Genomic DNA, 24445 nt, shown 5'->3' with positions numbered 1-24445 from the left:
GCCCGGGCAAGAATGAGCGCTTTGCGTTGGGTGCGCGTCTCCCCACTGGATGGTAGCCGCTCCAGTTGGTGGTTAGAGTGGCCTGTAGTAGTGGTTATCCTGGGGGTTTAGGGGGTGTTCTAGGAATTTTTGGGATAGATTGGCAGGCGTTTCCGCATGGTATCGGTAGAAGCTAGCAAAAATTATTTCCTAACCAAGCCCAGTGCAGGGGGTTATCCCGCTCACATGGGGCGTAAGCGACGGTAGCGGCTGATGAAGTCTAGACAAAAACGAAAAGCAAAGTCCTCCGCGGTTCAGTCTGCTGCGTTCCGCCAAGCCCGTCGTCGGAGCCAGAAGCGTCGTCGTTTGCAAGCGGAATTATTGGAGCGGCGAGATCTGTTGGCTGCTGGAACGACCAATGTATTGATTGATTTCACTCCAGACGTGCTTAGCGGTGAGTATCCAGTCGGTAGTTTTGCATCGTTATTCAATGGCGCGGGCGTCAACCAATCGAACCAGTTTCTGAATTATGACAGTTCAGACGATACGATAGATTCCGACGACGCGTCGATCGCCGCAGCTAAGATCGCGTCTGCGAAAAGCCATCACTCATCGGCCTTTGAATCGGCTCCGTCGGTCGATCTGAAGGTTCTCTCCGCGACTCCTGGAATGGGGAGCCAGCCAGTCCGAGGGACGGGCGCGCCTAGACCGCAGAATGGTTCTCTATCAGCCGAGGATGGCTCTTCCCGGCAAGTGTACGCTGCTAAGCTTGGGGATGCCGCCGTACCCGTACCGTCTGGCGCTGCAGTCGACCGGCCGCGCTCCGCTGTGCTAAATGCCGAGGGAGAAGGCGACATAGATTCACCCGTGGCTGAGTTGGAGGTTCTCAGCGGAGACATTATTAGAGTTGATCTAGTCGAAATATTTGGCGGATCTACGTTCTCGCCACCATCAGTAGTGGGCTCCAGTTCGGCTGAATTGATCCTGCCGGAAACTGTAGGCGAGTCGTCGTACGCAACGTCGGGAGTTTTCTATCTGGCACCGAGAACGCCGGAATTAGCTGTAGTCCAAGCGGAAATAAGCATTGATGGTAGTCCGCACTCAGTTACTTTCAATATTAGTCCAGGGCTCAGTCAAGTTGGCCCACGGGCTGTTACGTTCGGCGATTCGACCCTGGAGATCATGCGACTTCAACAGCGATTGCGAGGGTTGGGGTACCCTGGATTAGCAGCGCAACCACTCACGCTAACGGGCCAATTCGATGTGCCGACTAGGCATGCGATTGGTTTGTTCAATGCTGCGATGGTCGGTGGACCGTTGCTTCCCAGCAACGTAGTGCGTCGCGACTTTATCAATGAGATTGATACTCCCAAATGGATTGAATTGGATCCAATTGCGATCAATGCAGCATCCGATGGATTGTACCTGTCGCCCAACTTGTCCGATGGATCCGCACAGTCGGATCGGTTTGCCAGCGAGATGCTAACGCGTCTGCTCGAGGCCAGCCAAAATCATCCGATCCAGGAGCTAGCCGACGATGGCCAGGAAGCGGCGCTCATTGCACAACAGTCTCGCTTGGAAATTCGAACGCTAAGTGGCCCGGCAGGAGGTAGTTTGGATGCATCCGATGAACACCAGGCCGGATTAGAGATTGATATCGAGACTCCGGCCACTAACAGTCCGCAAACTCCATTTTTTGCCACGCAGCAGATCGATGGCAAACGCTACGTCAGTGGGCCTAACAATCAGCTGATTTATTACATCAATGGTGAGTATGTATCCGAGGTGCTTGGAACCCATCCATTGGCCGAGGCTGTCGAACTGCAGCATTCAACCGACCCCGATGGGCCTTTGAGTGCGTGGGACAATCGTGAGACTTTGCTAGGGATACGAGGGTTTCTCCAAGACAATGTGGCGGAAGGGTACGACCTAGGTCGTGTCCGCCAGCAATTAACCGCCCTGTTGATTAGTGGCGTCACTGTGGGGGAAGGACCAAATTTCATCAGCTCGATCTACCATAATGACCCACGGACTTGGACGGTTGGAGAGGTTCAAGACGGAATGATCTTGTCTTGGGATGGCGATGGAGTCAACGGTCGCGTTGTTTTCGCGAGTGGCGCTAATGGCGTCTTTCAGGCAAATCTCGTTCCACCGGTTCGCCCGGATGTCGTCGATGTTGGTGCATCGGAGGTCCTGCTGGACGGCCTGGAGGTATTTCGTCAATCCTTCGAATCGCTTCAGTCACTTGACGAGCTGGCCGCCGAACTGCCGTTGATCAATCGTTCTGTTCTCGAAGTGGCTCCTATTCAATCGGCAATCCAGCATGGCCTCTACGAACCTATCTCGACATTCTTTGACGACCATGAGAGCGCTGATAGCGAAGTGTTGATTGGGGAGCTGTTGAAGCAAATTGACCTAGTGGCTGATGGAGTTTCTGTTTCCGTGGATCCGGCTAGTGTTAGCGGCGGACGTTATTTGCGTGTTGATGGTGAGGAACTACGATTCAACTTAACAGTTGACGCAGAGCAAACTTGGGCTGATGTTGAACTCGATTTTGGTGAAAATGCAGCGAATCGTGGTATCCACGCTCCGGCAGCTCCCACAGTCGACGTGACCGGCAAGGTTTCTATGGAGCTCTCGTTTGGCATCGACTACAGCCAGTCGAACGCGTTTTTTGTACGGGTGGACCGAATTGATACCTCGGTGGAAGTTTCGGAAACAGACCAATCGTTCGAAGTTAATCTAGGATTCTTAGGCGCCACAGCCGACTCGGCCAAGTTTACCCTGGATGCTCGAGCTGAACTCGGCTTTTCCTCAGGTCTTGCCGATGCGCGGCGGCGTGTCTTCAAGGAACAGCTCTTAGAAAGCTCCCAGGAATCACAGCCCTTCGAATTGCGGAATACTGCTGGTTATGCTTTGGCGGAAATCCCTGTCGCTGCATCGGTCGGAACATTCACGACTACCAATTTGTTCCCGCAATTCAATCTGCTCGCCGAAGATGTGTTTTCTGAGTCAGCTCCGATTCTCTCAACGACCAACTTTGCAAGCTTAGATCCGTTCGCCAATGTGGATTCGGATGAAGTGAAGGGAATGCTCGGTCAAGTTCAAGAGTGGCTCGCGAGTGTCGAATCCCAATTGCCGGATGACGGAAAAGTCTATTTTGTAAAGAATGAATCACTCGGAGATCTGTTTGACTTGGATTCCGCGTTTCAGGCTAGGGTAAACGACCTCCTGCAAGCTGGAGGTCAAACTGCTTTTGTCACGGTGCAAGAATTAGTCGCAATTTTGGCGCCGGTGATATCAGCCTACGATTACGATCCCTCCAGCGGTGAGTTTTGGATCGATTTTACCTTCGAACAACCGACGGCAACGCTGACGCGAGGGCTCGACTTTTCGCTTCAGAAGCAGGATGTGCTTGCCGGCGTGCCCGCCGATAATTTGGAATTGCCCCTGACCAATGTAACGACTTTATCTCAGGCCAAAGTTGCGATTGCCTCTTCATTTGATCTTAAATTTGGGATCGATTTAGGTGAGGCAGCCGGCCCCACGGAGCCGAGCGACTTTTTTGTTGAAGACACCCGCGTCGGAGGCATGGTTGATGTGTCAGCCAATGGTGTTGCGATCCAAGGACAATACGGCTTGATTGATGTCGTTTCGCCGTACGGTTCGGGAACTTCTTCGATGACGGTCGACCTCTTGGGCCTCAGCGCACGGCGGCAGCTCGACGCAGCCCTACCGGCTCTGACCACAGAGATTGGCGGCAACGCGTCCTTTGACTTCTATAACTTTCTACCGGCCAACGGAACCTTTACTGTTTCCGGAGACAAAACGGCCAGTTTTACTTGGAGCGATCTGGGGGACCTGGATACTCGCAATCTAGATGTTCCAGACGAATTCGCCTGTTATCAACATTTCGCCTATGTTGACCTGGTCGCTGCTCTGCGAACCGTCGCTGATTTTTTCAATGATCAAGCGACTCATACGACTTTCACAACCGGGCTTCCCCTGATTGACAAACCGCTATCAGAATTCGTCACGTTTGCTGCGAACTTTGATGCCGGAGTCAGCGAGTTGGAAACTCTGCCGGGACGCACGATTCAAAAATGGGAATCGACTGTGGAAGATCTAATCTCCAAGGCATTGGTGCTCAAGGCCAGTGACGGAGAATCGGTCGATGTCACGCTCGATTTTAGCTGTGAAGATTTGCAGATAACAATTGATCTGCACGATGAGTTGGTCGATCGGTGGGATCCGCTTAATCTAAGCATCGCAGGTAATTCTCTCGTCGGCGGCGATCTGAAGACGGACGTGCAGCTCGATGCACTCCTGGTTGTGGGGATTGACATTACGACTCCGACGACTCCGAAACCCTATATCGTCGACTCCTCGGAATTCATTGTGAACGTGCGTTCGTATAGCAACAACCTAAGTGGGAGCATCGCTTTTGGTCCGCTGTCGGTATCGTTGCAGGGCGGCAGAGTGGCGTTGGACAAGGACGGTATTGGTAACGCCATGGATACAAGTGTTTCGTCGAATGAGATTGTCGATTCTACTGAACCGGCAACCTACACGTTCGGATTGATAAGTGATCCGGTGGACCATCGTTACTACCCGGCAACGCAAACGATTTCGCCACGCATTGATGCGGACTGGACGGCGGGCGCCCGGCTTCCAATCTTCTTCCCGAATCCCACGGAGCCGATGGGCGGATCGGAGGAAGACGGTGACGATCCCGATCCCTTTCCAGAAAACGAAGTTGTGTTTCAGCTATCCAATGATGAAACACTTGGGGTCGAGAACTTTAAGGAATATCCCGACGTCGCGTCGCAAATCGCTAATCTAGAGTTGCTCGATCTCCTACAGGTCGGACTGGTCAACGCAATCGATGCACTTGGTGATGAAGTCGATTCGGCCTTAGCCAACGTTAATTTGCCACTTGTCGGCGACAAACTGAAGGATGTGATCGATTTCGCTCCTGGACTGATCAACTTTGTGAAGAGCAAGTTGGGTGCGATCGGTGACAAAACGACGGTCAAAGTTCAACAGGCTCTGTTTCAAGCGTTTGCTCTGGCTGGCCTAAGTCCCAAAACGGACGTTAGCGGCCCGCAGGGAGTGGCAGATGGCACTATCGATCACTTCGATATTTTAGTCATCTCGACAACAGATTCGATCGAGTTCGATGTGGTACTGGTACACAACGAATTGGCTGGCAAGGCTCCCATCGACTTCGATATCGGGCTGCCCAACCTGGGAGTAGAAATAAAATCGAATATCGAGATAGAAACTGCCCTCAATTTCGAATGGCACTTGGGATTCGGCGTTAGCCAAGCGGATGGCTTTTTCTTAAAGCCAGTGGCAGGGAACGAATTGTCTGGATCGTTGTCGGTTGGGATCCCAGAAGGATCGATCGATGCCAACTTTGGTGCACTATTAATGTCCGCGACCGACAATGGTTCGGCATTGTCGTTGACCCTCGGTGTTGACATGGTCGATCCGACGCCGGGCGACGGGCAAATCAAACTTGGGGAACTACTGTCATCCGACGCTTGGGATTTTAGCTATCACGGTAGTGCTGGCTTAAAATTGGATCTAGCTACCCACACCTCAATGCAGGGTTTTCCTTCTGTAACTTCGCAATTCATCGTTGAGTGGCCGATTGCCAACAGCAATCCGGACGCAGGTGCATTGAAGGTCGAGTTTAGAGATGCATATGTCAATTTGGGTGAGTATGCGAGCACCGTCCTGAAGCCACTTTTGCTCCAAACTCAGTTGGCTCTCAAGCCGATTCAGCCTATTTTGGATGTGATCACGCAGGATATCTATCTACTTTCTGATTTGGGCGAGCTTGGTGAAACCTTTGAACGGACACCTCCCGACGATGTTCAAATTGCTGATTTAATTAGCTATGTCCTTCGAGGTACAACGTGGGGCACCATTTTTGATGCCACAGTCTTGGTCAACGAGCTGGTGAAAAAGATAGATAATGTAGGCGGCACGCTCCTTTACGATCTTGGCGACTTTCGCTTGACCGACCACGCGGATCCACGCCGTCGGAGTTTCGACCCCTCGACTCTCGATCCGAACTTGGCTCTTAAAGATGTTCAGTCCTTGATCGCAGGATTGCCTGTTTTAGATTCGCAATCCCGAGCAACCAAAGACTTTTTTGCCACGGCGTTCAGTTCCGATTTCGGTGACTCCGCCAAGGGCTTGACGTTCCCGCTTCTAGAAGATCCGTCGCAGGCATTTCGATTGCTGTTCGATAACAAAGCAGAGATTGACATCGCGTACTTGGATCTACCAACGGTCCGTAAGAAATTCACGATGCCGTCGGTTCAGGTGCCAATCCTTCCGCCCTATCTAGAAGGGGCTATCGGCGTGAGTTACGACTACGGGTTCCGCGTCGACGTCGGATATGACACCAGGGGGCTGAGGAGCTTTGCCGCATCAGGAAATCCTGGTGATTTGGCAGACGGGCTGTACATCGAAGATCTGGATGCGGATGGCGTTGATTCCCCCGAAGCATGGTTCGGGATGAATTTGGAGTTTTCGGGTGGAGTTGATGTTGGGATAGCGGGCATCAATTTTGCCGAAGCAGATCTCGAGGGTTACCTGAAGACAACCGGTCCCGGCGAACAATTGCAACTTAACCTGCGTGATAATAATGGCGACGGGAAAGTTCGTTTTGGCGAAATTCGTTCAACGCTCGTTGCTAGCGGTTACAACCCCTTCGCACTATTTGATCTTTCAGGAAAGTTGGAAGGTGGCTTGTCGGCGAGCCTGTGGGCTGGCTTTCGCGAAGAAGTCTTTGCTGGATACCATACGAAAGAGAAATGCGCGTTGGGAACTTGCATTGACGTCATCCAGTATGACCGCCCCAAGTATAAGACAATCACACTTGATGTTTTTGGTCCTAAGCAATGGGAGTGGGAAGATAAAGTCATTCTGGATCTTGACGCATACAACGTCAGTGCGCCACCAGCTCCGAATCTTGGAGAGATCATCGATGGTGTTTTGTTTCTGAACATTGGGCCACGAGCTTCACAGCGAGGTGAGAATGTCACCGATGGCAACGAGTCCCTGACGGTTCGACAAGAGGGCGGCAACGTGGTTCTCGCCCTCGATGGATTCGAACAATCGTTTCCGCAAGCCGAGGTCACGCGTGTCGAAGCGGATGCCGGAATTGGCAATGACAAGTTAACATTCGCTCAAACCGTGACGCTGCCTGCTGTTCTGGCTGGCGGTGCCGGCAACGATACGATTCGCTATAACGGAACCGGCAACACCACAATCAGCGGCGGGAGTGGTGACGACCAGCTGTTCGGAGGCCGAGGGATCGATACCATTGATGGCGGACTCGGTAAGGATCGCATCGACGGTGGCGATGGAAATGATCAACTCTCTGGCGGCGATGATGCCGACCGTATGTTTGGCGGTGATGGAAATGACACTCTGCTCGGTGGGGCGGGGAACGACACGTTGGATGGCCAGGGGCAACACGACGTGCTACGTGGCGGAAGTGGTAATGATCGCTTGTTCGGTGGCGAAGGGAATGACACGCTTTATGGCGACAGCGGCAACGATCAACTGTCCGGTGAAGCGGGCGCGGACGTTTTGCATGGCGGAGAAGATGATGACAATCTCGATGGCGGCGAAGGCCCCGACACCCTCAGTGGCGATGGCGGTGACGATCGTCTGAGCGGCGGTAACGATAATGCGAATGATGTGCTCAATGGCGGATCAGGCAATGACTACATCAATGGACAGGGGGGCGACGACACGCTCGCAGGTGGCGACGGGAATGATTTGTTATTGGGCGGCGAAGGAAATGACCTCATCAGCGGCGGAGCAGGCGACGATAGCGCTTATGGCCAGCAAGGTGCAGATCGAATCTCAGCGACTTCTGGTAGTAACATCTTGGTCGGCGGCGATGACGACGATGTGATTACTGGTGGAATTGATGCCGATATAATCAGCGGCGGTGACGGAAATGATTTCATTGATGCAGGTGGCGGAGAGGACATTGTTAGCGGGGGCGACGGGGACGATACGATCGACGGACAGGGCGGTGACGATCGAATCCACGGCGGCAAGGGAAACGATCTTCTACGTGGTGGTGATGGTGATGATCAAATCGAAGGAGCGGAGGGCGATGATCAACTTGAAGGGGACGCGGGTAATGATACGCTCGATGGCGGTGCGGGGAGCGACCGTATTTACGGTGGGCTAGGTGATGACATCATTCTCGGTGGTAGTGGGAGCGATTTTCTTTATGGCGACCAAGGCGCTGACGCCATCGATGGGCAATCCGGACACGACACTATTGAGGGTGGCTCAGGCGACGATAACTTGCTCGGTGGTTCGGGCAGCGACGACATTGCCGGCAACGATGGAGCGGACGAAATCTATGGTGGTAGTTCAGCTGATACGATCGACGGCGGCGCTGGCCCAGATCGCTTGTTCGGTGAGGATGGTGATGACCATCTGACCGGAGGTGACGATACGGATCTGTTGGAAGGGGGCGCTGGCGATGATGAACTCGACGGTGGAGTTGGCGATGATTTGCTGCGTGGTGGAGCGGGCAGCGATAAGCTCGTCGGTGGTTGGGGGGCGGATTGGATCTATACCGATCAACTCGCAGGGGGAGGAAGTCGACTCGATCGCAACGCTGTCTACGCTGACCTGGAATTGAACTCCACTGTACCGGGAAATGCCACCGACCATAACGACACGGTATTTGGCAGCGCGGGCCAAGATACGGTCTTTACTGGCCCAGGCAATAACACGGTCTCGACATTCGCCAACGACGATACGATTATTGCCAGTGATGGGGATGACACAATCACTGCAGGTAGTGGCAGTGACTTTATTGTCGGCGGCTGGGGCGCTGACTTAATTTCGGCTGGCGTTAATAGTTCCGGCGGTGGGTCTTCGAATGACAGCAACATCGTTTACGCGGATGAGCAAACCTTTGCCGGAGTGCCAGGGGTAGCTTCCGATCATAACGATACGGTTTATGGTAGTGCCGGCGCGGATTCCGTTTACGCGGGCCCTGGCAACGATTTCATTTCGACCTTTGCCGGTCAAGACTTCGTGGAGGGCTACAGCGGACGTGACGAGATTCACGGTGGAGATGATGCCGACGTGCTCTACGGGCACACTCGCGACGGGATTGGCGACGATTCAGCCGACGACACCATTTATGGTGGCGGAGGCAACGACGTGATCTATGCAGGCGGTGGAGACGATATTGTCGCCGGGGGAGATGGTGGCGATCAGCTATTTGGCGAAAACGGCAATGATTCTCTCGCTGGAGATGACGGTGCTGACCTGATTCTGGGTGGCTTCGGAAATGATCGGATCGATGGCGGAGCAGGCCCTGATCGAGTAGAGGCTGGCGCGGGCGATGACATTGTTGTTGGCGGAACTGGCGGAGACCTGCTATTTGGTGGTCCGGGCAATGATGATGTAAGTGGTGGGGATGATGATGATCAAATCGACGGTGGCCCGGGAGTGGATACTCTGAGCGGTGGCAGCGGCAATGATGTGGTGAATGCCGGAGGAGGAATCGGCAATCATTTGTTCGGAAACGATGGGGATGACACGCTGACCGGATCCAGCGAGGGCCCGCAAACGGACCCCAACTTCTTTGACACCACTTTCTTCGGCGACGTGATCGATGCTGGAGCTGGCAATGACACGGTGTTCGGACTCGGCGGGGCAGACTTGATCCGCGGTGGGAGCGGTGATGACCGGATTGAATCGGGCGCTGGAAGCGACTATGTACTCGCCGGCGACGGCAATGACTGGGTGTTCGTTGGAATTGATTTGGGAGAATACGTATATGCCGGGGCGGGAAATGATACCGTTTACGGTTCTCACTTTGGCGATGACCATTTATTCGGCGAAGAGGGTGATGATGATTTGTTCGGCCAAGGCGGCAACGACGTCCTGCGCGGCGGTGTTGGCGATGACCTACTCGGCGGCGGCGCGGGAACCGACGATATCGATGGCCAGGAAGGGAATGATGAACTGCTGGGTGGTAGTGGCAGTGGCGACTTGCTCGTCGGTGGAATCGGAAACGACGTTATCCGCGGTAGTGACGATGGGGCTGATGTCATCCATGCGGGCGCTGGTCGCGATATCGTCTTTGCGGGTGGTGGGAACGACCAAGTCTTTGGTGATGACGGCGACGACCGCCTAGAAGGCGGACCGGGCGATGATTTAATTGTCGGTGGTGCTGGCAGTGATTTAATCAGCGGCCAGGGCGACCACGATACCCTGTATGGGCATAACATTGGTAACACGGCGGACGACAACGCCGTCGATTACGTGTATGGTGATTTCGCAACTGGTGTAGATCATCCAACTTCCGGCCGCGACCAGATTGATGGTGGTGGCGGAAACGACCAGTTGTTCGGCGAGGGCGATGATGATCGCATTGTGGGAGGCGGCGGCGATGATCTGATCGACTATGGTAGCGGTGAGACCTCCACCTTATCCGATTTCCTCTTGCCTTCGCCGACTTCGGCGCCAAGTCCGAATCCGGCTGCTGCGGTACACTCTCCAGGCCTGACGTTGCCAACGGGGCTTACCGACGCAGGGCGCTGGTCCGAGTTCTCAGGCTCCGCATCAGGTGCAGGATTGGGCGGGATGATGAGTGCTGCGCTTGAGCCTGATGTGGTTATCGGTGATGATGGAACACGTTATGTCACCTGGGTTGACTCCTGGTCCGGAAATCATGAAGTCTATGTTGCCAGCCATACGGACGTCGACGGCTGGCGATTGCTTGGCGGCAACGCAGGGGTCTCGGCATCACCGTCCTCATCACGACGTCCAGCAATTGCAATCGACGATTCCGGTGCGCTCGCTGTTGCTTGGACGGAGTTGACTGCGAACGGCAGCGATATTCATGTTGCCCGGTTTGAAACCAGTTCTGAAACTTGGGTTAACATCGGTCCAACGCGAAACGTGTCGAGCTCAGGAGAGGCTGACGAGGCGAGATTGACGGCATCGGCCAATGGATTAATCCTGGCTTGGGTGGACAGTTCGTCGGGAATGAGCAACGGTTATTTGCGCCGCTTTGACGGCGCAGCATGGCAGCAACTTGCAGGTAGTGCGAGCTCACGTGGTGTTACGAACTCGGCGGCAAATATTCGCGATTTTTCCGTTGCCACAGTGGCTTCCAAAATTGCAGTCTCTTGGACTCAGGCTGTCGGAGAAGGTTCGCAGATTTACGTCAAAGAGTGGGGTGCAGAGGGATGGTCGGAAGCCAATGGTTCCGCTTCGGGCAATGGCATCAGTAAATCACTTGCACGGGCAGATCAATCGACGATAGCTTACCGTGGAGACCAGCTATTCGTGAGTTGGATTGATTCGCTCGATGGCAGCCGAACGGCTGGTCCTACAGTCAAGGTTTCGCGTTATGACGGAGGGGCATGGCATAATGCCACACCGATTGGAATTGGAAACAATTCAGTGGTAAGTGGTCATCCAAGACTGGCGTCGGGTGGTGGCCAATTGTACTTGGCGTGGTCCTCCAACAGCGACAGCGTAGACGCCGGCCCATTCACCACACAGCCGTTGTTTGTAATGCGTTGGGATGACGCTGAGTTTACGGAACTGGTTGCGGGCGATGCCTCCGCAGTCGGAATTCACGCTGGAGTAACCGTACCTACCGAGATGAACTTGGCGGTCAACTCTCAGGGACAGCCTTTTGTTGTATGGCAACAAAAGATCGCTGACGAAGTTGAGCACGTCTACCTCCGTGGAGATGTTGGGCCTCAGTCCGGCGGTCGCATCTACGTTGCCGATGGCACGCCTGGAAACTCCATTACTGAATTACTTATCGCAAATGACCTCTCTGCCGGTGATACCATTCTGATCACCCAAAGCCTGACAGAGAATGTTTCGATCGCCGCCGCTGACGCTGGAGTCGCGTTGATCGGGAGCCCCGGCGCTTCACTCACCGGCACTCTATCGGTCGCGGCTGACGATGTATTGATCCAGCGTCTAGCTATCCAAGGTGATGTTACCGTAAGCGGCGCTGATCGCTTCACGATTCGCGAAAGTCAAGTCGCTGCTCTGCGCATCCTTGGTGGCCAAGATTCCCATGTTTCAGACCTAGCCGCTAATCATATTTACCTGCAGTCAGCAGCCACCCGCACAACGATCCAGAACAGCGTCGCGGCAGGGTTGACGCTCGATACCGCCATTGCAGCGAACGTTCGGCAAAACAGAATTATCGGCGGTGCGGAAGGTATTGGGATCGTCGGGGCGTCAAGTGGTACTATCTCAGAAAATCATATTGTCAGTAATACAATCGGAATCCGTGTTGCTGCGGCCTTCGACGGCTTGATCGTGCAGAATGAGATCCGTGGTGGCCACACTGGTGTACTGTACGCCGCGGCGGCTACGCTCGGTGAAAATTATGTCCACGATAATCAAATTGGTATAATCGCCAACGTTGAATCTCCCTCTAACGCATTCGGATTCGTGGGAGAAACGCTTCCGAATGTGATCTCCAACAACGATACAGGAGTTGTGTTGAATGGTCGGATGCGCGGGCAACGGATCATTGATAACACGACTGGTGTTACTGGATCTGGCATTCTAGGGGGCGACTCCCAGGACTATCCGAATGTTATCCAAGGCAACGACATTGGTGTTTCATTTGATGGTGAAGTGCGCTACAACCGCATCGGTCATAATGGGATCGGTGTGAATGCGGTCTCGAATCAGTTGATCGTCCATAACGAAATCTATCGCAATACGACGGCGGCGATCAATATTGTTACTGCCGACGATGTTCAGGTGATCGGTAATACACTGTATGCAGTTACTGGCGACAATGTCTTTATCAATGGCAGCCGGCGAGTGGAATTGCAGAACAATGTGATGTGGTCAGAATCGGGCTACGATATCTATGTGGCTGATAATAGTCGCGAAGGATTCTTTAGCGACTACAATGTGCTGCATGCCTCGGGTACCGGTAAGCTAGTCCACTGGGTCAAAGATTTTGATGATATTCTCGATTGGCAGGAAGATGTTCATCGCTATGACCTGCACTCGGTCGGGACAACTGTTATCAATCCTGATTGGTCCGAACCCCAATTCTTGAATCGCTCTCGTGACGATTATCGAGTTTTCCCAATGCTGGGCGGTCAGAGGTTGAGCAGCCCTTCTGTGGCTGCTGGCAATCCAATCATCGATGCCGGACGATCGGTGACACAGGCCGATCGAGATGATCCCTCAGCACTCCACCAGCCACAAAACTTGCTATCCAATGCAAGTTTTGAAAATGGATTGGTCGGCTGGTCAGCCAGTGCGAACGCGGGAACTCGAACTAGCAATCCTAGTGGACATGCAGGTGGCGCCTATTTCGCTGCCGGTCCTGTAGTCGTGGGTAGCCTTTCTCAAGTTGTCAGCTTGGTGGACGGCGGTGCAGATTTGACCGCCATCGATGCTGGGGATCTGCGATTGATCTTTGGCGGACGAGTTCAAAGTGCAGACGAGGAAGTTGCCGACCGTGGACAGATTCAAATCGAGATGTTGAATGCGGCAAACTCAGTCTTAGGAACCGCTATCGCAAAGGCCAGTGACATCTCCGATCGCTGGGAACTCGTGGGCGGTGACGTCGCTCTCAAGCCGGGGACTCGACACGTTCGATTCACTTTCACATCGACTCGGCAAAGCGGAGATGCCAGTGATGCCTATTTGAGTGGTGCCTTCGTTCGCCTCGCGCATATCTCTTATGGCGTCGATGCGGGGGCGCATCTAGATTCACCCGTTGAAGTTAACACTGCTCGGTCTCCACACATTGCGCTGCGTTTTCCTGATCTCTACACCGACTGGCAACGTGATGAATCGCGTTTGATCCGATGGAGTTCCTACAATAACTTTACGGACGTCCCGGTCCGCATTGATTTGTACAGAGCGGGTGCTGACGGCCCTCAGTTCGTGACAAACATCGTCGAAGCTACGCCGGACGATGGGCAGTTCGCATGGATCCCAGCCCTCAGTGGCGTTGACTTCGGCACGCATGACTTGACCATCCAGGTGTCACGCACCGACAACAAGTTGATCTTCGATCGAAGCACTGAAGTCTTCAGCGTCCCTGAGAATACGGCGACTTTCTACGTTAACGATGATTCCCAAACCGCCGACCAATACACTTCGTCGGTCGGTGATAATCGCAATACAGGACGTACCGCAGACGCTCCAAAGCCTTATCCGAATACGATCCTGCGGATTTATTCCCTTGGGCCAAACGATGTGCTGCATTCCGATACGGGTGACTACCAGTTGTTGTTCCCCGTCAGTCTTTCTGGCCGCGTCGGTGTCGGCGACGATGAAGGGTTTATCTTGACCGGACCGGATGCGGTGGGCAGCGCTGCCCATTGGTCGTTCGCGCACAACGATGCAAATGAGTCTCTAATCGTGCTAGACGACGCCGACTTGGTCACTCTACAGCATTTAACGCTGACAGACGCCTTGCACGGTCTGCACGTCACTCGGGATAGTACGGGGCTCGATGCATCGTACTTAAGTGTTGCGGGCCATGCCGGAGACGGGATTCTAATTGATGGTGGCTCCCAACTTGTCCGTGGAGATCACTTGACCGCCAGCGGCAATGCTGGGCATGGTTTGAACAGCACGACAGCCGTTGGCCTCTTATCCGACATCGTCGCCAACAACAACGCACTCTCGGGAGTTAACGTCGCCGGTGTCACCGACCGAATCGAGAACGTGCAAGCGAATGATAATGGCGAGAGTGGGCTCGTCAGCCTCGGGCTAACCTCCATCGTGCGGGATGTAGTCACGACCGGAAATGGTTTGGACGGTATTCGTGTCCAAAGTGCAAACGCATTGCTCGAAAACAATCTCGCTTCGAACAACCAGCGGTATGGAATCAAGATGGATGGGGCGAATTCGATCATTGATTCGAATGAAGTCGCGCAGAATCTAAGGGATGGAATTTATGCCACCGGCACAGGCACGCTCGTTTCCGGCAACAGCGTTTGGGGGCACTCGGCCCTAGGAATCTACGGGATCTTGTTGAGTGGATCGATCGCCGAAGGCAACGTTGTCTTTAACAACGACAGTGGCATCTTCGTCGACGCGGGTACCGCTCGTGAAAACCGCATTTATGCCAACCAAAACCTTGGGATTTATGCGCGCCATACGAGTGAGTTGGCTGGAAATGTGATTTATTCTAATGACGTTGGGGTGCAAACCGAGGCCTTTGGATACAACCGCCCGAACCGCGTCAATATTCGTGGCAACTTGATTTATGATAACGCGAAGATAGCACTGCGGGTTGCCGATGGCGATAGCAATGGTATTGAGAACAACACGATCTATCAGCCGGTGGGCGATGGGATCGAGATTTTAGGTGAGTCGAAAAATGTACGACTTCGAAATAATATCGTCGTTGTTGACGGTGGCACGGCCGTCAGGGTGGAAAAGTTCAGTCAGCCCGGATTCGACAGCGACTTTAACCTGCTGAGCCATGCTGGCAGTGGACTGACTGGTGTCTGGGGGGCACGCGACCTGGATACGCTATCGCAGTGGCAAATCGCATCGTTTGGTGACAGCGGCAGCTTGTCGGAGAATCCGTTATTTGTCAACGTTCAGGGAGCTGATCAGCTACTAGGGTACGTTTCTCTCGCCAGTGATGGACGTGATGATGATTTTCATTTGACCAGTTCTGTTGGGCGGTTTACTGGCTCGCTAGCGCCAGTCCGTGATAGTGCGACGGGGTTGCCGGTTTATTTGCCAACCATCGAATTGCTGGACGCCTCGCAGTCTCCGGCTATCGATCGCGGAGATCCATCAACGCCTGTAGCACTTGAGCCAGCGACGAACGGCGGGTACGTCAATTTGGGTGCCTATGGCAACACGACGCAAGCGTCCAAAAGTCCAGCTGAGTTCTTATTCGTGGTAGCCCCTAACGGCGGAGAGACCTATTCTGTTGGACGTACTTTCAGCATTACCTGGCGAGGTGCCCTCGACTCAGGTGCAGCGTCGGGAACGGTGGATATCGACTTAGTTCGCGACAGTGACGCCAGTTTTGAGCTGCCATTGGCAACGGTTGCGTTTTCATTAGGGACGTACCAGTGGCTTGTTCCCGGTTCGGTTGCACCAGCGGATGATTATCGGATCCGTGCGACGCGCAGCGATGTCACCAGTGGATTGGTGGATGAGAGTAATTCACCAGTGCAGATCACGGCAGCCATTAGTGTCTATTACGTCAATGACCGCGTCGATGCGAATGATGAATACACAACAGCAGCAGGTGATGATCTCAACGATGGCCTTTCTCCCGGCACGCCGAAAGCGACTCTGCGAAGTATCCTGGAGTCTGGCGTTCTTCAACCCGGCGACAAGATCGTGGTGGATCATGGGACCTACAGCATGGATACGAATCTAACGCTCGGCGAGGACCTGAGTGGGATTATCATTCAAGGACCGACAGCAGCGGGCTCGGCCGCAATTCTCGATCGGGATAATACGAGTTCCGGAAGTTATGTCTTTGAGTTCAGTGGTGCAGATGACCTCACCATCTCCGGGCTGACTCTTCAGGGTGCCGAGAGGGCAATTTATGCAGACGGAAATGCGGATAGCGATCGTATTCAAATTGTCGGTAACACTTTTGCCGACAATGCGTTTAGCGGAGTCTACGCAGGCAGAGCCAACTGGACGACTCTAAGTGAATGGAACATCGAGGCCAATACTATCTATGGTTCCACGTATGGAGTCTATTTGACGCAAGTTGACGCCGTGGTCCAGAACAACGTTGTCTTCGATAATCAATCTGGACTTTTGCTCAATCGCTACCGTGATTCGATGATTTCACTTGTGGCAATCGGCAACAAGGCCTACCAGAATTATACGGGGATTGACGTTCAGCAGGGAGCGATCGCATCGGGTAATGTTGTCTATAACAATGCGACCGGCGTCTATGCGTGGACTTCGCAAGGTGGCTTGACTCCTACGGCCAGCGACAATGTCGCCTACGATAACGACGTCGGGATTCGGCTAAAGTCGCGCCCGAGCATCGGTAGTCGCGCTGAGGCAACTGGAAACATTGCGTTCAGCAATCGCGTTGGAATTCAGGCCGATGCCTACGGGTATGAAGGCTTTCAAGGGACGATCAGCGACAATCTAGTCTACGACAATCAAAATGCAGGGATTGCGATTTATAAAGGTCTCGAGGGTACGACGGTCGTAGGAAATACGTTTTACCAGTTGAGCGGAAGTTCCATCAGTGTGCAGGGAGAGTCATCGCAAGTTGATTTTCGCAACAACATCTTCGCGATTGAGGGTGGTTTCGCTTATGAATTTGCTGCCGACAGCGAGTCCGGTCATACCAGCGATTTCAACCTCTTTTACTTGGGAGCCAATGGCAAAGTCGCCAATTATCAGTCCGGGGAACTTAAGACTTTTGAGGATTGGTCGTTGGAGTTCAGCTTCGATGAGCATGGTCGATCAGGTGATCCTCTATTTGTCGATGTGGATGGCAGCGACGATTTTCTAGGCTTTAGCACAGAACCGGTGGCCGCTCCAGTTATCATCGATAATGGCGACGTGGGATTTTCTACCGTTGGCGGGTGGACCCTAGAGCATTCCGGTTACCAGGACGATTCGCTGCTGGCTTCGGCTCCCAGCGATCTAGCAGTCTGGACGTTTGATAATTTGACACCAGGCACCACTTTCACCGTCGCAACCACTGTTGGCTACGGAGTTTACCCCAGCATCTATGATTCGGAGGCGCGCTTTCAAGTCTTTGTTGACGGGCAACTGACTTCACAGAGTTTTAAAACCCAACGCTACTTCCATGATCCTGAAGATTTTGAGTTTGTGGACGCGTCTGTCGGTTGGAATCGCCTTGGTTACTTTACGGTTGGTGCGGATGGGACGCTGCGCGTGGAGTTGACAGGGTCTGGTAATAATGGGTATCGGCACAACGCAGATGCAATTCGCATTCAGCAGATCGTGGGACTCGTGGCGGCTGACGATGATTTCCACCTGCAAACCGCGTCCATAGGTGTCGATGGTGGCGATCCCAGTTTTGAAGCTTCCAATGAACCATTACCGAACGGTGGTAGAGTCAACTTGGGCGCGTACGGTGGGACGATCAAGGCAACCGTTAGCAATTCGGATGCCTTGGTGCACTTGCTCGATCCAGCGGGAGGTAAGAAATTCCGGGCCGGTACGATGATGCCCATTCGCTGGCAATCACAGTCGGGTGCCCCCGTCGATATCCTGCTCTACGCTGCGTCTGGATACCAACGCGGGGTGTCGGTGCCGGAGTTGGTTATTGCGAATGGCCTCGCAGCGCCCGGTGAGTACGACTGGCAGATTCCAGACATCTCATTGTTCGCGACGGATCAGGAGTATTTGATCGAGATCACCGAGATCGGTGGTGCGATGCCCTACGACGTGTCCGCTACCCCGTTGAGCATCTCCCGAATTGGCCACACGTTCTATGTCAACGATGGTTCGACCGCAGGTGATAGCTACACGACAGCGATTGGCGACAACACGAACAGTGGTACACGCCCAGATCGACCGATGGCGTCTCTGGCAGCGCTGCTGAACTCCTACGGTCTTAGCTCAGGCGACGTCATTTACGTCGATGCAGGCTATTACCCTCAATTGCGCAATATTGCACTCGATGAGTCCATCCGTGGTGTCACAATTCAAGGACCATTGCATGGGGAGGCACCTGCCGTGTTCGATCGGAGGAACACCGCTGCTGGTGCCGCTGTATTTGAATTTTTCGGTGCAGATGACGTTACGATCACAAATCTGTCGATTACCGGTGGCGACGCAGGGATCCTGGCGAATGGCGACGTTGACAGTGACGAAAACCAGATCTTAAAGAATCAAATTTATGCGAACGCTCGCTACGGCGTTCAAGTGGGAGCCAATTTGTCAGGTGCCACATTAGATGATTGGACGGTGGCCGAGAATCGTATTTACGGACATGAGGGCAGAGGCGTTTATTTCGAAGATGCCAGCGGAATTGTTCGTGATAACGTTGTTTTCGACAATTTGCACAGCGGGATCTCTCTAAATCCTGGCCGCGACAACCCTGGACTGTCGCTTGCAATTAACAACGAGGTATTCGGCAGTGCGACGGGGATTAACATTGCGAATGGTGCAACTGCTGAGAATAACATCGTTCGTGGAAATGAAACTGGGATCTTTGTGAGCTACGCAACGTCTACTCAGTTTACGACAGCGCTCAATAATACAATCTATGACAATCGAGTTGGCATTGAACTGCGCGCTTATGGACGCTTCGGTAGTAGCGTTGATGCCATTGGGAACCAGATTTTCGGCAATGATACTGGAATCTTAGCCAGTGGAGGCTCTAGTCTCTACAACGGCTTCTCGGGAACGATTCGCGACAATCTAATCTACGCGAACGTCGACTATGCCATCGAAATCGGCAACGCTTATCCTGGAACCTCTGTTGTCGGCAACACAATTCATAAGGCCAGCGGAGACGCGATCCATGTGAAGGATTTGTCTTATGCAATTGATTTCCGCGACAATGTTTTCTCGATCCTCGAGGGATTTGTCTTCCGGTTCGAAGCCGATAGTCAAGTGGGACACACGAGTGACTACAACTTGTTCGATCTTGGAACGGCAGGCAAGGTGGCCGATTTGAGTTGGACCCATGTAGCCAGCTACGAGGATTGGTTTTATGAAGCCGGCTTCGATGCTCATGGTAAAGTCGGTGATCCTCAATTCGTCGATCCGGATGGTGCGGACGATATACTCGGATTCTTTTCCGAGACGATTGGCAATCCCGTTATTATTGACGATGGTGACGCCGGCTTCTCCACGATCGGAAACTGGACGACCGTAGACAATGGCTATTTGGCGGATTCACGCGTTGCGACTAAGGCAAGCGATCTCGCCGTATGGGAATTTAGCGATTTGGAGCCTGCAGGTTACTACCAGCTTGCGGCGACGGTTCCGTACGTCAGCTACTCGCCCAACGATGCTAGATTCTATATTTATGCGGACGGAGCCGTCGTCGGCGCACCTCGAATGGACCAAAGCTACTTCAGGTCGTTTGATTTTGTAGATGGTGGAGTTGGTTGGGACGAACTCGGTATGTACCGAGCTGGCGCGGATGGAAAGCTGCGTATTGAACTACACGGTGGTGACGGAAGCTACGACCGATGGGCGAGTGCTGACGCGGTGCGTCTCCAACCCGCTTTGGTCAACATGGGCAAAGACGATAACTTTCATCTTGAAACCGGCTCGATCGCGCTTGACGCTGGCGATCCAAACTCAGATGCGTCGGCTGAGCCGATTCCCAACGGCAGCCGTGTCAATCTGGGAGCCTACGGCGGAACCACTACAGCGACGTACAGCCCAACAGTCGAAAGTCTCCATGTTGATTCACCCAACGGAAAGGATCGGTACAACCTTGGGCAAACCCTTCCGCTGCGCTGGCTATCCGAAACTAACGGGCCGGTAGACATCCTCATCTATGAAGCGGACGGTTATGAGGCGGGTGGCTCCACTCCCCTGATGGTGATCGCGGACGACTGGGCATCCCCAGGACAATTCGACTGGACAATTCCGCTGGACGGCACTATTCCAGCCGATGCGGAATATTTGATCGAAGTCCAATCTCAGGATGGAACGAAGCCGAGTGGGCTGTCTGCGTCGTTCTCAATTGCTAGGGTTGGAAATGAATACTTTGTCAACGACGGCTCTCAAATCGGGGACGTTTTCACCACCGCTGCTGGCGACAATCAAAACAGCGGCAAAGCGGTGGATCAGCCGATGGCTAGTTTGGCCGCACTATTAAGAGTCTATGACCTGGAGCCAGGCGATACAGTACTGATTGACGCAGGGCACTATAGCCTACTGGAAAATTTACGGTTGGACGAACGACTCAGCGGCATAACGCTCCGTGGTCCGGGAGGGGATTCTGCAGTGCTCGATCGTCAATTGACGGAGAACGATGCTTATGCGTTCGAGTTTGTCGGTGCGGATGATGTCACTATCCAAGGCCTTTCGATCACCGGAGCTCAGCGAGGTGTGAACGCCGAATGGAATTCCGGAAGCCAGCGTATTCATCTGATCGATAATGAGATCTACGACAATTCCTGGATTGGAATCAGCATCGGATACAATCATGCCAATACTGGGATAACGGGGTGGTTGCTCGAGGGCAATCGAATTCACGCAAACTCTGGTAACGGCGGTATTTTGGCTGACGGCAGCGAAGTCGAGATCGTCGGGAACGAGGTCTTTGGAAATTCGGCTGGGATCACCGCTGGTTCACCCCACGTCCGCATCCAAGGCAATCGCGTCTATGACAACGTTGGCACGGGAGTGTATTCATCAAAAGCGATGGTTTCCGAAAATGAAGTGTTCGGTAATGCGACTGGCATTTTTATCTCAGATGCAACCGTTACCGAGAATTCCGTTTATCAAAACATAGATGGAATTGTGATTGGAGAACAGTATTCAGACTCTCGCTATCATCCGGAAAATATAGTCCGTGGAAATCGAGTCTTCGCAAATGAGGGGGCTGGAATCATTTTCCGTCGTGATGGACATGTTACCGGCAACTATGTCTACTCGAATTCTGTCGGGATACTTTCGGACGACAACCACTTTGAAGGAGAGATCGCGAATAACTTGGTCTATGCCAATACCAATCAAGGCATCGTGATTCAAGACTCTGACAAGGGGGCGACTGTCCTCAACAACACCGTCTACCAACGAGTTGGAGATGCTTTACGCATCGAAAATCGTGCCGCCGACTTGATAGCTCGCAACAACATTCTCATGGTCGATTCTGGCAACGTCATAAGTGTGTCCGCGGATTCGCAAACCGGACTTGATCTCGATTGGAACTTGCTGCAAACCGGAACGGATCCCAACGCCCATCTCGGACTATGGGGTTCGATGGTGATTGACGATCTGAATGATTGGCAATTGACTACGTTGATGGATGTCAATAGTTTGAGCGGAGATCCTGGTTTCTTGGATATCGACGGCGCCGATAATATCCTGGGATTTGTAGCGGATGATGGTGGATTCGATGGTGGACGCGATGACAATTTCTATCGAACGCTCCAGTCGATCGCCATTGATCGCGGTGATAGCTGGTTTGCACCGCACACGGACATTACCGGGGCAGAGCGCGTCGATGATCCTGGCACTGCCAACCTAGCCACGCCCGACTACGTTGAGTCGTTCGACCCAAACCGTAGTTTTGCGGAAGTCGGCACTGCATATAACTTTTCACACAATAACGCCCGAGGGATAATCTTACCTTTTGCGTTTGAATTTTACGGTCAGAGCTACACGGTTGTCACTGTGTCCGCGCAAGGGTTTTTGCATTTGAACGGCCCTGCTTATCCGAACTCGAGTGGTGATAATAGTTTCAATCAATTTCTCGACAACGCACGCATCGCTCCCCTGTGGGACGACTTGCAACGCAATCCAACCCATCTGAATTTCTTCTTCGATGAATCCACGGATGATGAAGTCACCGTGCGCTGGAATGGCCTCAATGCGGTGGATGACTCGGAAGTTAATTTTTCGGTGACCCTGTTTGCCGACGGCGACATTCGATTCGACTATGGAGCTGGTAATACCAACCTGACACCGACCGTTGGAATCTCGGCTGGAGATGGACTTAACTACGTGCTTGCAACTCATGACGCGACTTCAGAACTCGGTTCGGCGAACTCGCTATCGTTCTCGCTGCAGCCCGGGATCGCCGATATCGGTGCTTACGAATTCCAGGGCAACAGCAACGACATTACAGCTCCGACGATCGTAGGGTCGTCCCCTGACGGAGTCCACGCGGGGACAGGTATTGTTGGTCAAAACAATTCAATCGTGCTTCACATCAGTGAACCGTTGAACGAAATCGATGCGAATGCCTTGGCTGCATTTGCCTTGCTCTATGCAGGAGCTGACGGTGTCTTCGGGAACCTAGATGATGGTTTGCTTGATGTAACTCCCAGCTACCAAGCGGGCAGTACTTCGATCCGTCTAACAACCCAGGATGCCTTGGCTCAGGGCAATTATCGACTGACCCTATTCGGACAGCAGACGCTGCATGATCAATCGGGATTACTGCTCGATGGCGATGTTGATTCGATTCCAGGAGGAAATTACGTTCGGCAGTTTTCCGTTGAGGAAAGCCTGCCGCCCACCGCCTCACCGCAGACGATATCTACCGATGAAGATGTCGAAGTCGCCATCACGTTGTCTGGTGATGACGGCAACGCCGGTATTGAGGAGCCGCTGAGATTCGTGATCACCGAATTGCCATTGCTGGGAACGCTTTCGACAGCCTCGGGCGGTTCGCCCATCACGGCGGAGCAATTGCCGTGGATGTTGACATCGCCGATCGTTTATTTCACCCCGCCCTTGAATTCACACAGCAGTGGAATCTTTGCATTTCAAGTACGTGATGATGATGGGGTCGGTTCTGACCCAAACCACACTAGTGCTCCCGCATTGGTCGTGATCAACGTGACCCCGGTCAATGATCAGCCCACCATTGCCGATAGCACGGCGAGTGTCAGCGAGTTCGCTGCAATTGGACTAGAGGTGGCGACAATTGTCCTAGAGGATCCTGACCTAGCAGACCTTGCTCCAGACTCGCACACGCTGGCTTTAATTGGCGGCAACGATGATGGTGCATTTGGAATCTCTGCTGCAGGAGCGATCTTCGTAGCCGACCCCACCAAGCTGGATTATGAATTGGCTCAAAGTCGTTCGCTGGTTGTCGAAGTCACGGATGCAGCTGGGGCCAAGGCCACAGCAGTTGTTGACGTTTCCATAGCAGATGAAGCGGAGGCTCAAATTGAGTCGGTGATGATCAACGGCAATGATGCGGCTGGCGTCGGGAATGCAGCCGACGGGCAAAGATCCTCTCTTGACCACTTGGTCATTCAATTCAACTCAGTCGTTGAGTTTGATTTTTCCGCTGGGGGACCGTTCAGGTTGACTCATGGTGGTGGAACCGAAGTATTGACTACGGCGGCGATCAATCAGGTCAATGGGAAAACAGTCGTCACGCTGCGGTTCGTGTCTGGAGCCGCAGTGGATTCGCTGGGGCGTCTGTCGGCCGATGGTCGCTATCAGCTAACGGTTGTCGCAAGCAAAGTCAATCGACTCGGCTTTGCCTTGGACGGAGATCACAATGGGCAAGTCGGGGATGACTTCACGTTCGGCTCCGAGGATGCCGATGGGTTCTTCCAGCTTTATGGTGATGCTAATGGAGACGGTTATGTCGACTATGCCGATTTCGCTAGATTTGGTGAAAGTTTTGGGACTGACGACAAGACTTTCGACTTCAACGAAGATGGTGCAGTCGACTTTTTTGACTTCGCTGAGTTCGGAAAGCGTTTTGGAACATCGCTGTCGTAAGTAGTGCAAGTCATTTGCATCGAATTAAAATGGGATG

At 53.2% G+C, this 24445-nt stretch carries 1 protein-coding gene; it reads left to right on the top strand.

Annotation, left to right across the window (positions count from 1 at the left end):
• Positions 1 to 252 precede the first annotated feature (252 nt).
• A complete protein-coding gene (locus tag Q31a_RS28190; RefSeq protein ID WP_145085742.1) occupies positions 253 to 24408 on the top strand; it encodes a right-handed parallel beta-helix repeat-containing protein in 24156 nt (8051 codons plus the stop codon).
• Positions 24409 to 24445: the final 37 nt, after the last annotated feature.

It is taken from the genome of Aureliella helgolandensis, assembly GCF_007752135.1.
Lineage (GTDB): Bacteria > Planctomycetota > Planctomycetia > Pirellulales > Pirellulaceae > Aureliella > Aureliella helgolandensis.
Note: the sequence above shows the minus strand (reverse complement) of the source record. Positions and strands in the feature narration are given on the sequence as shown.

What these genes read in the sequence shown, in the direction of transcription:
- Q31a_RS28190 (WP_145085742.1), top strand. Translation starts at nt 253, where the DNA reads ATGAAGTCTAGACAAAAACGAAAAGCAAAGTCCTCCGCGGTTCAGTCT.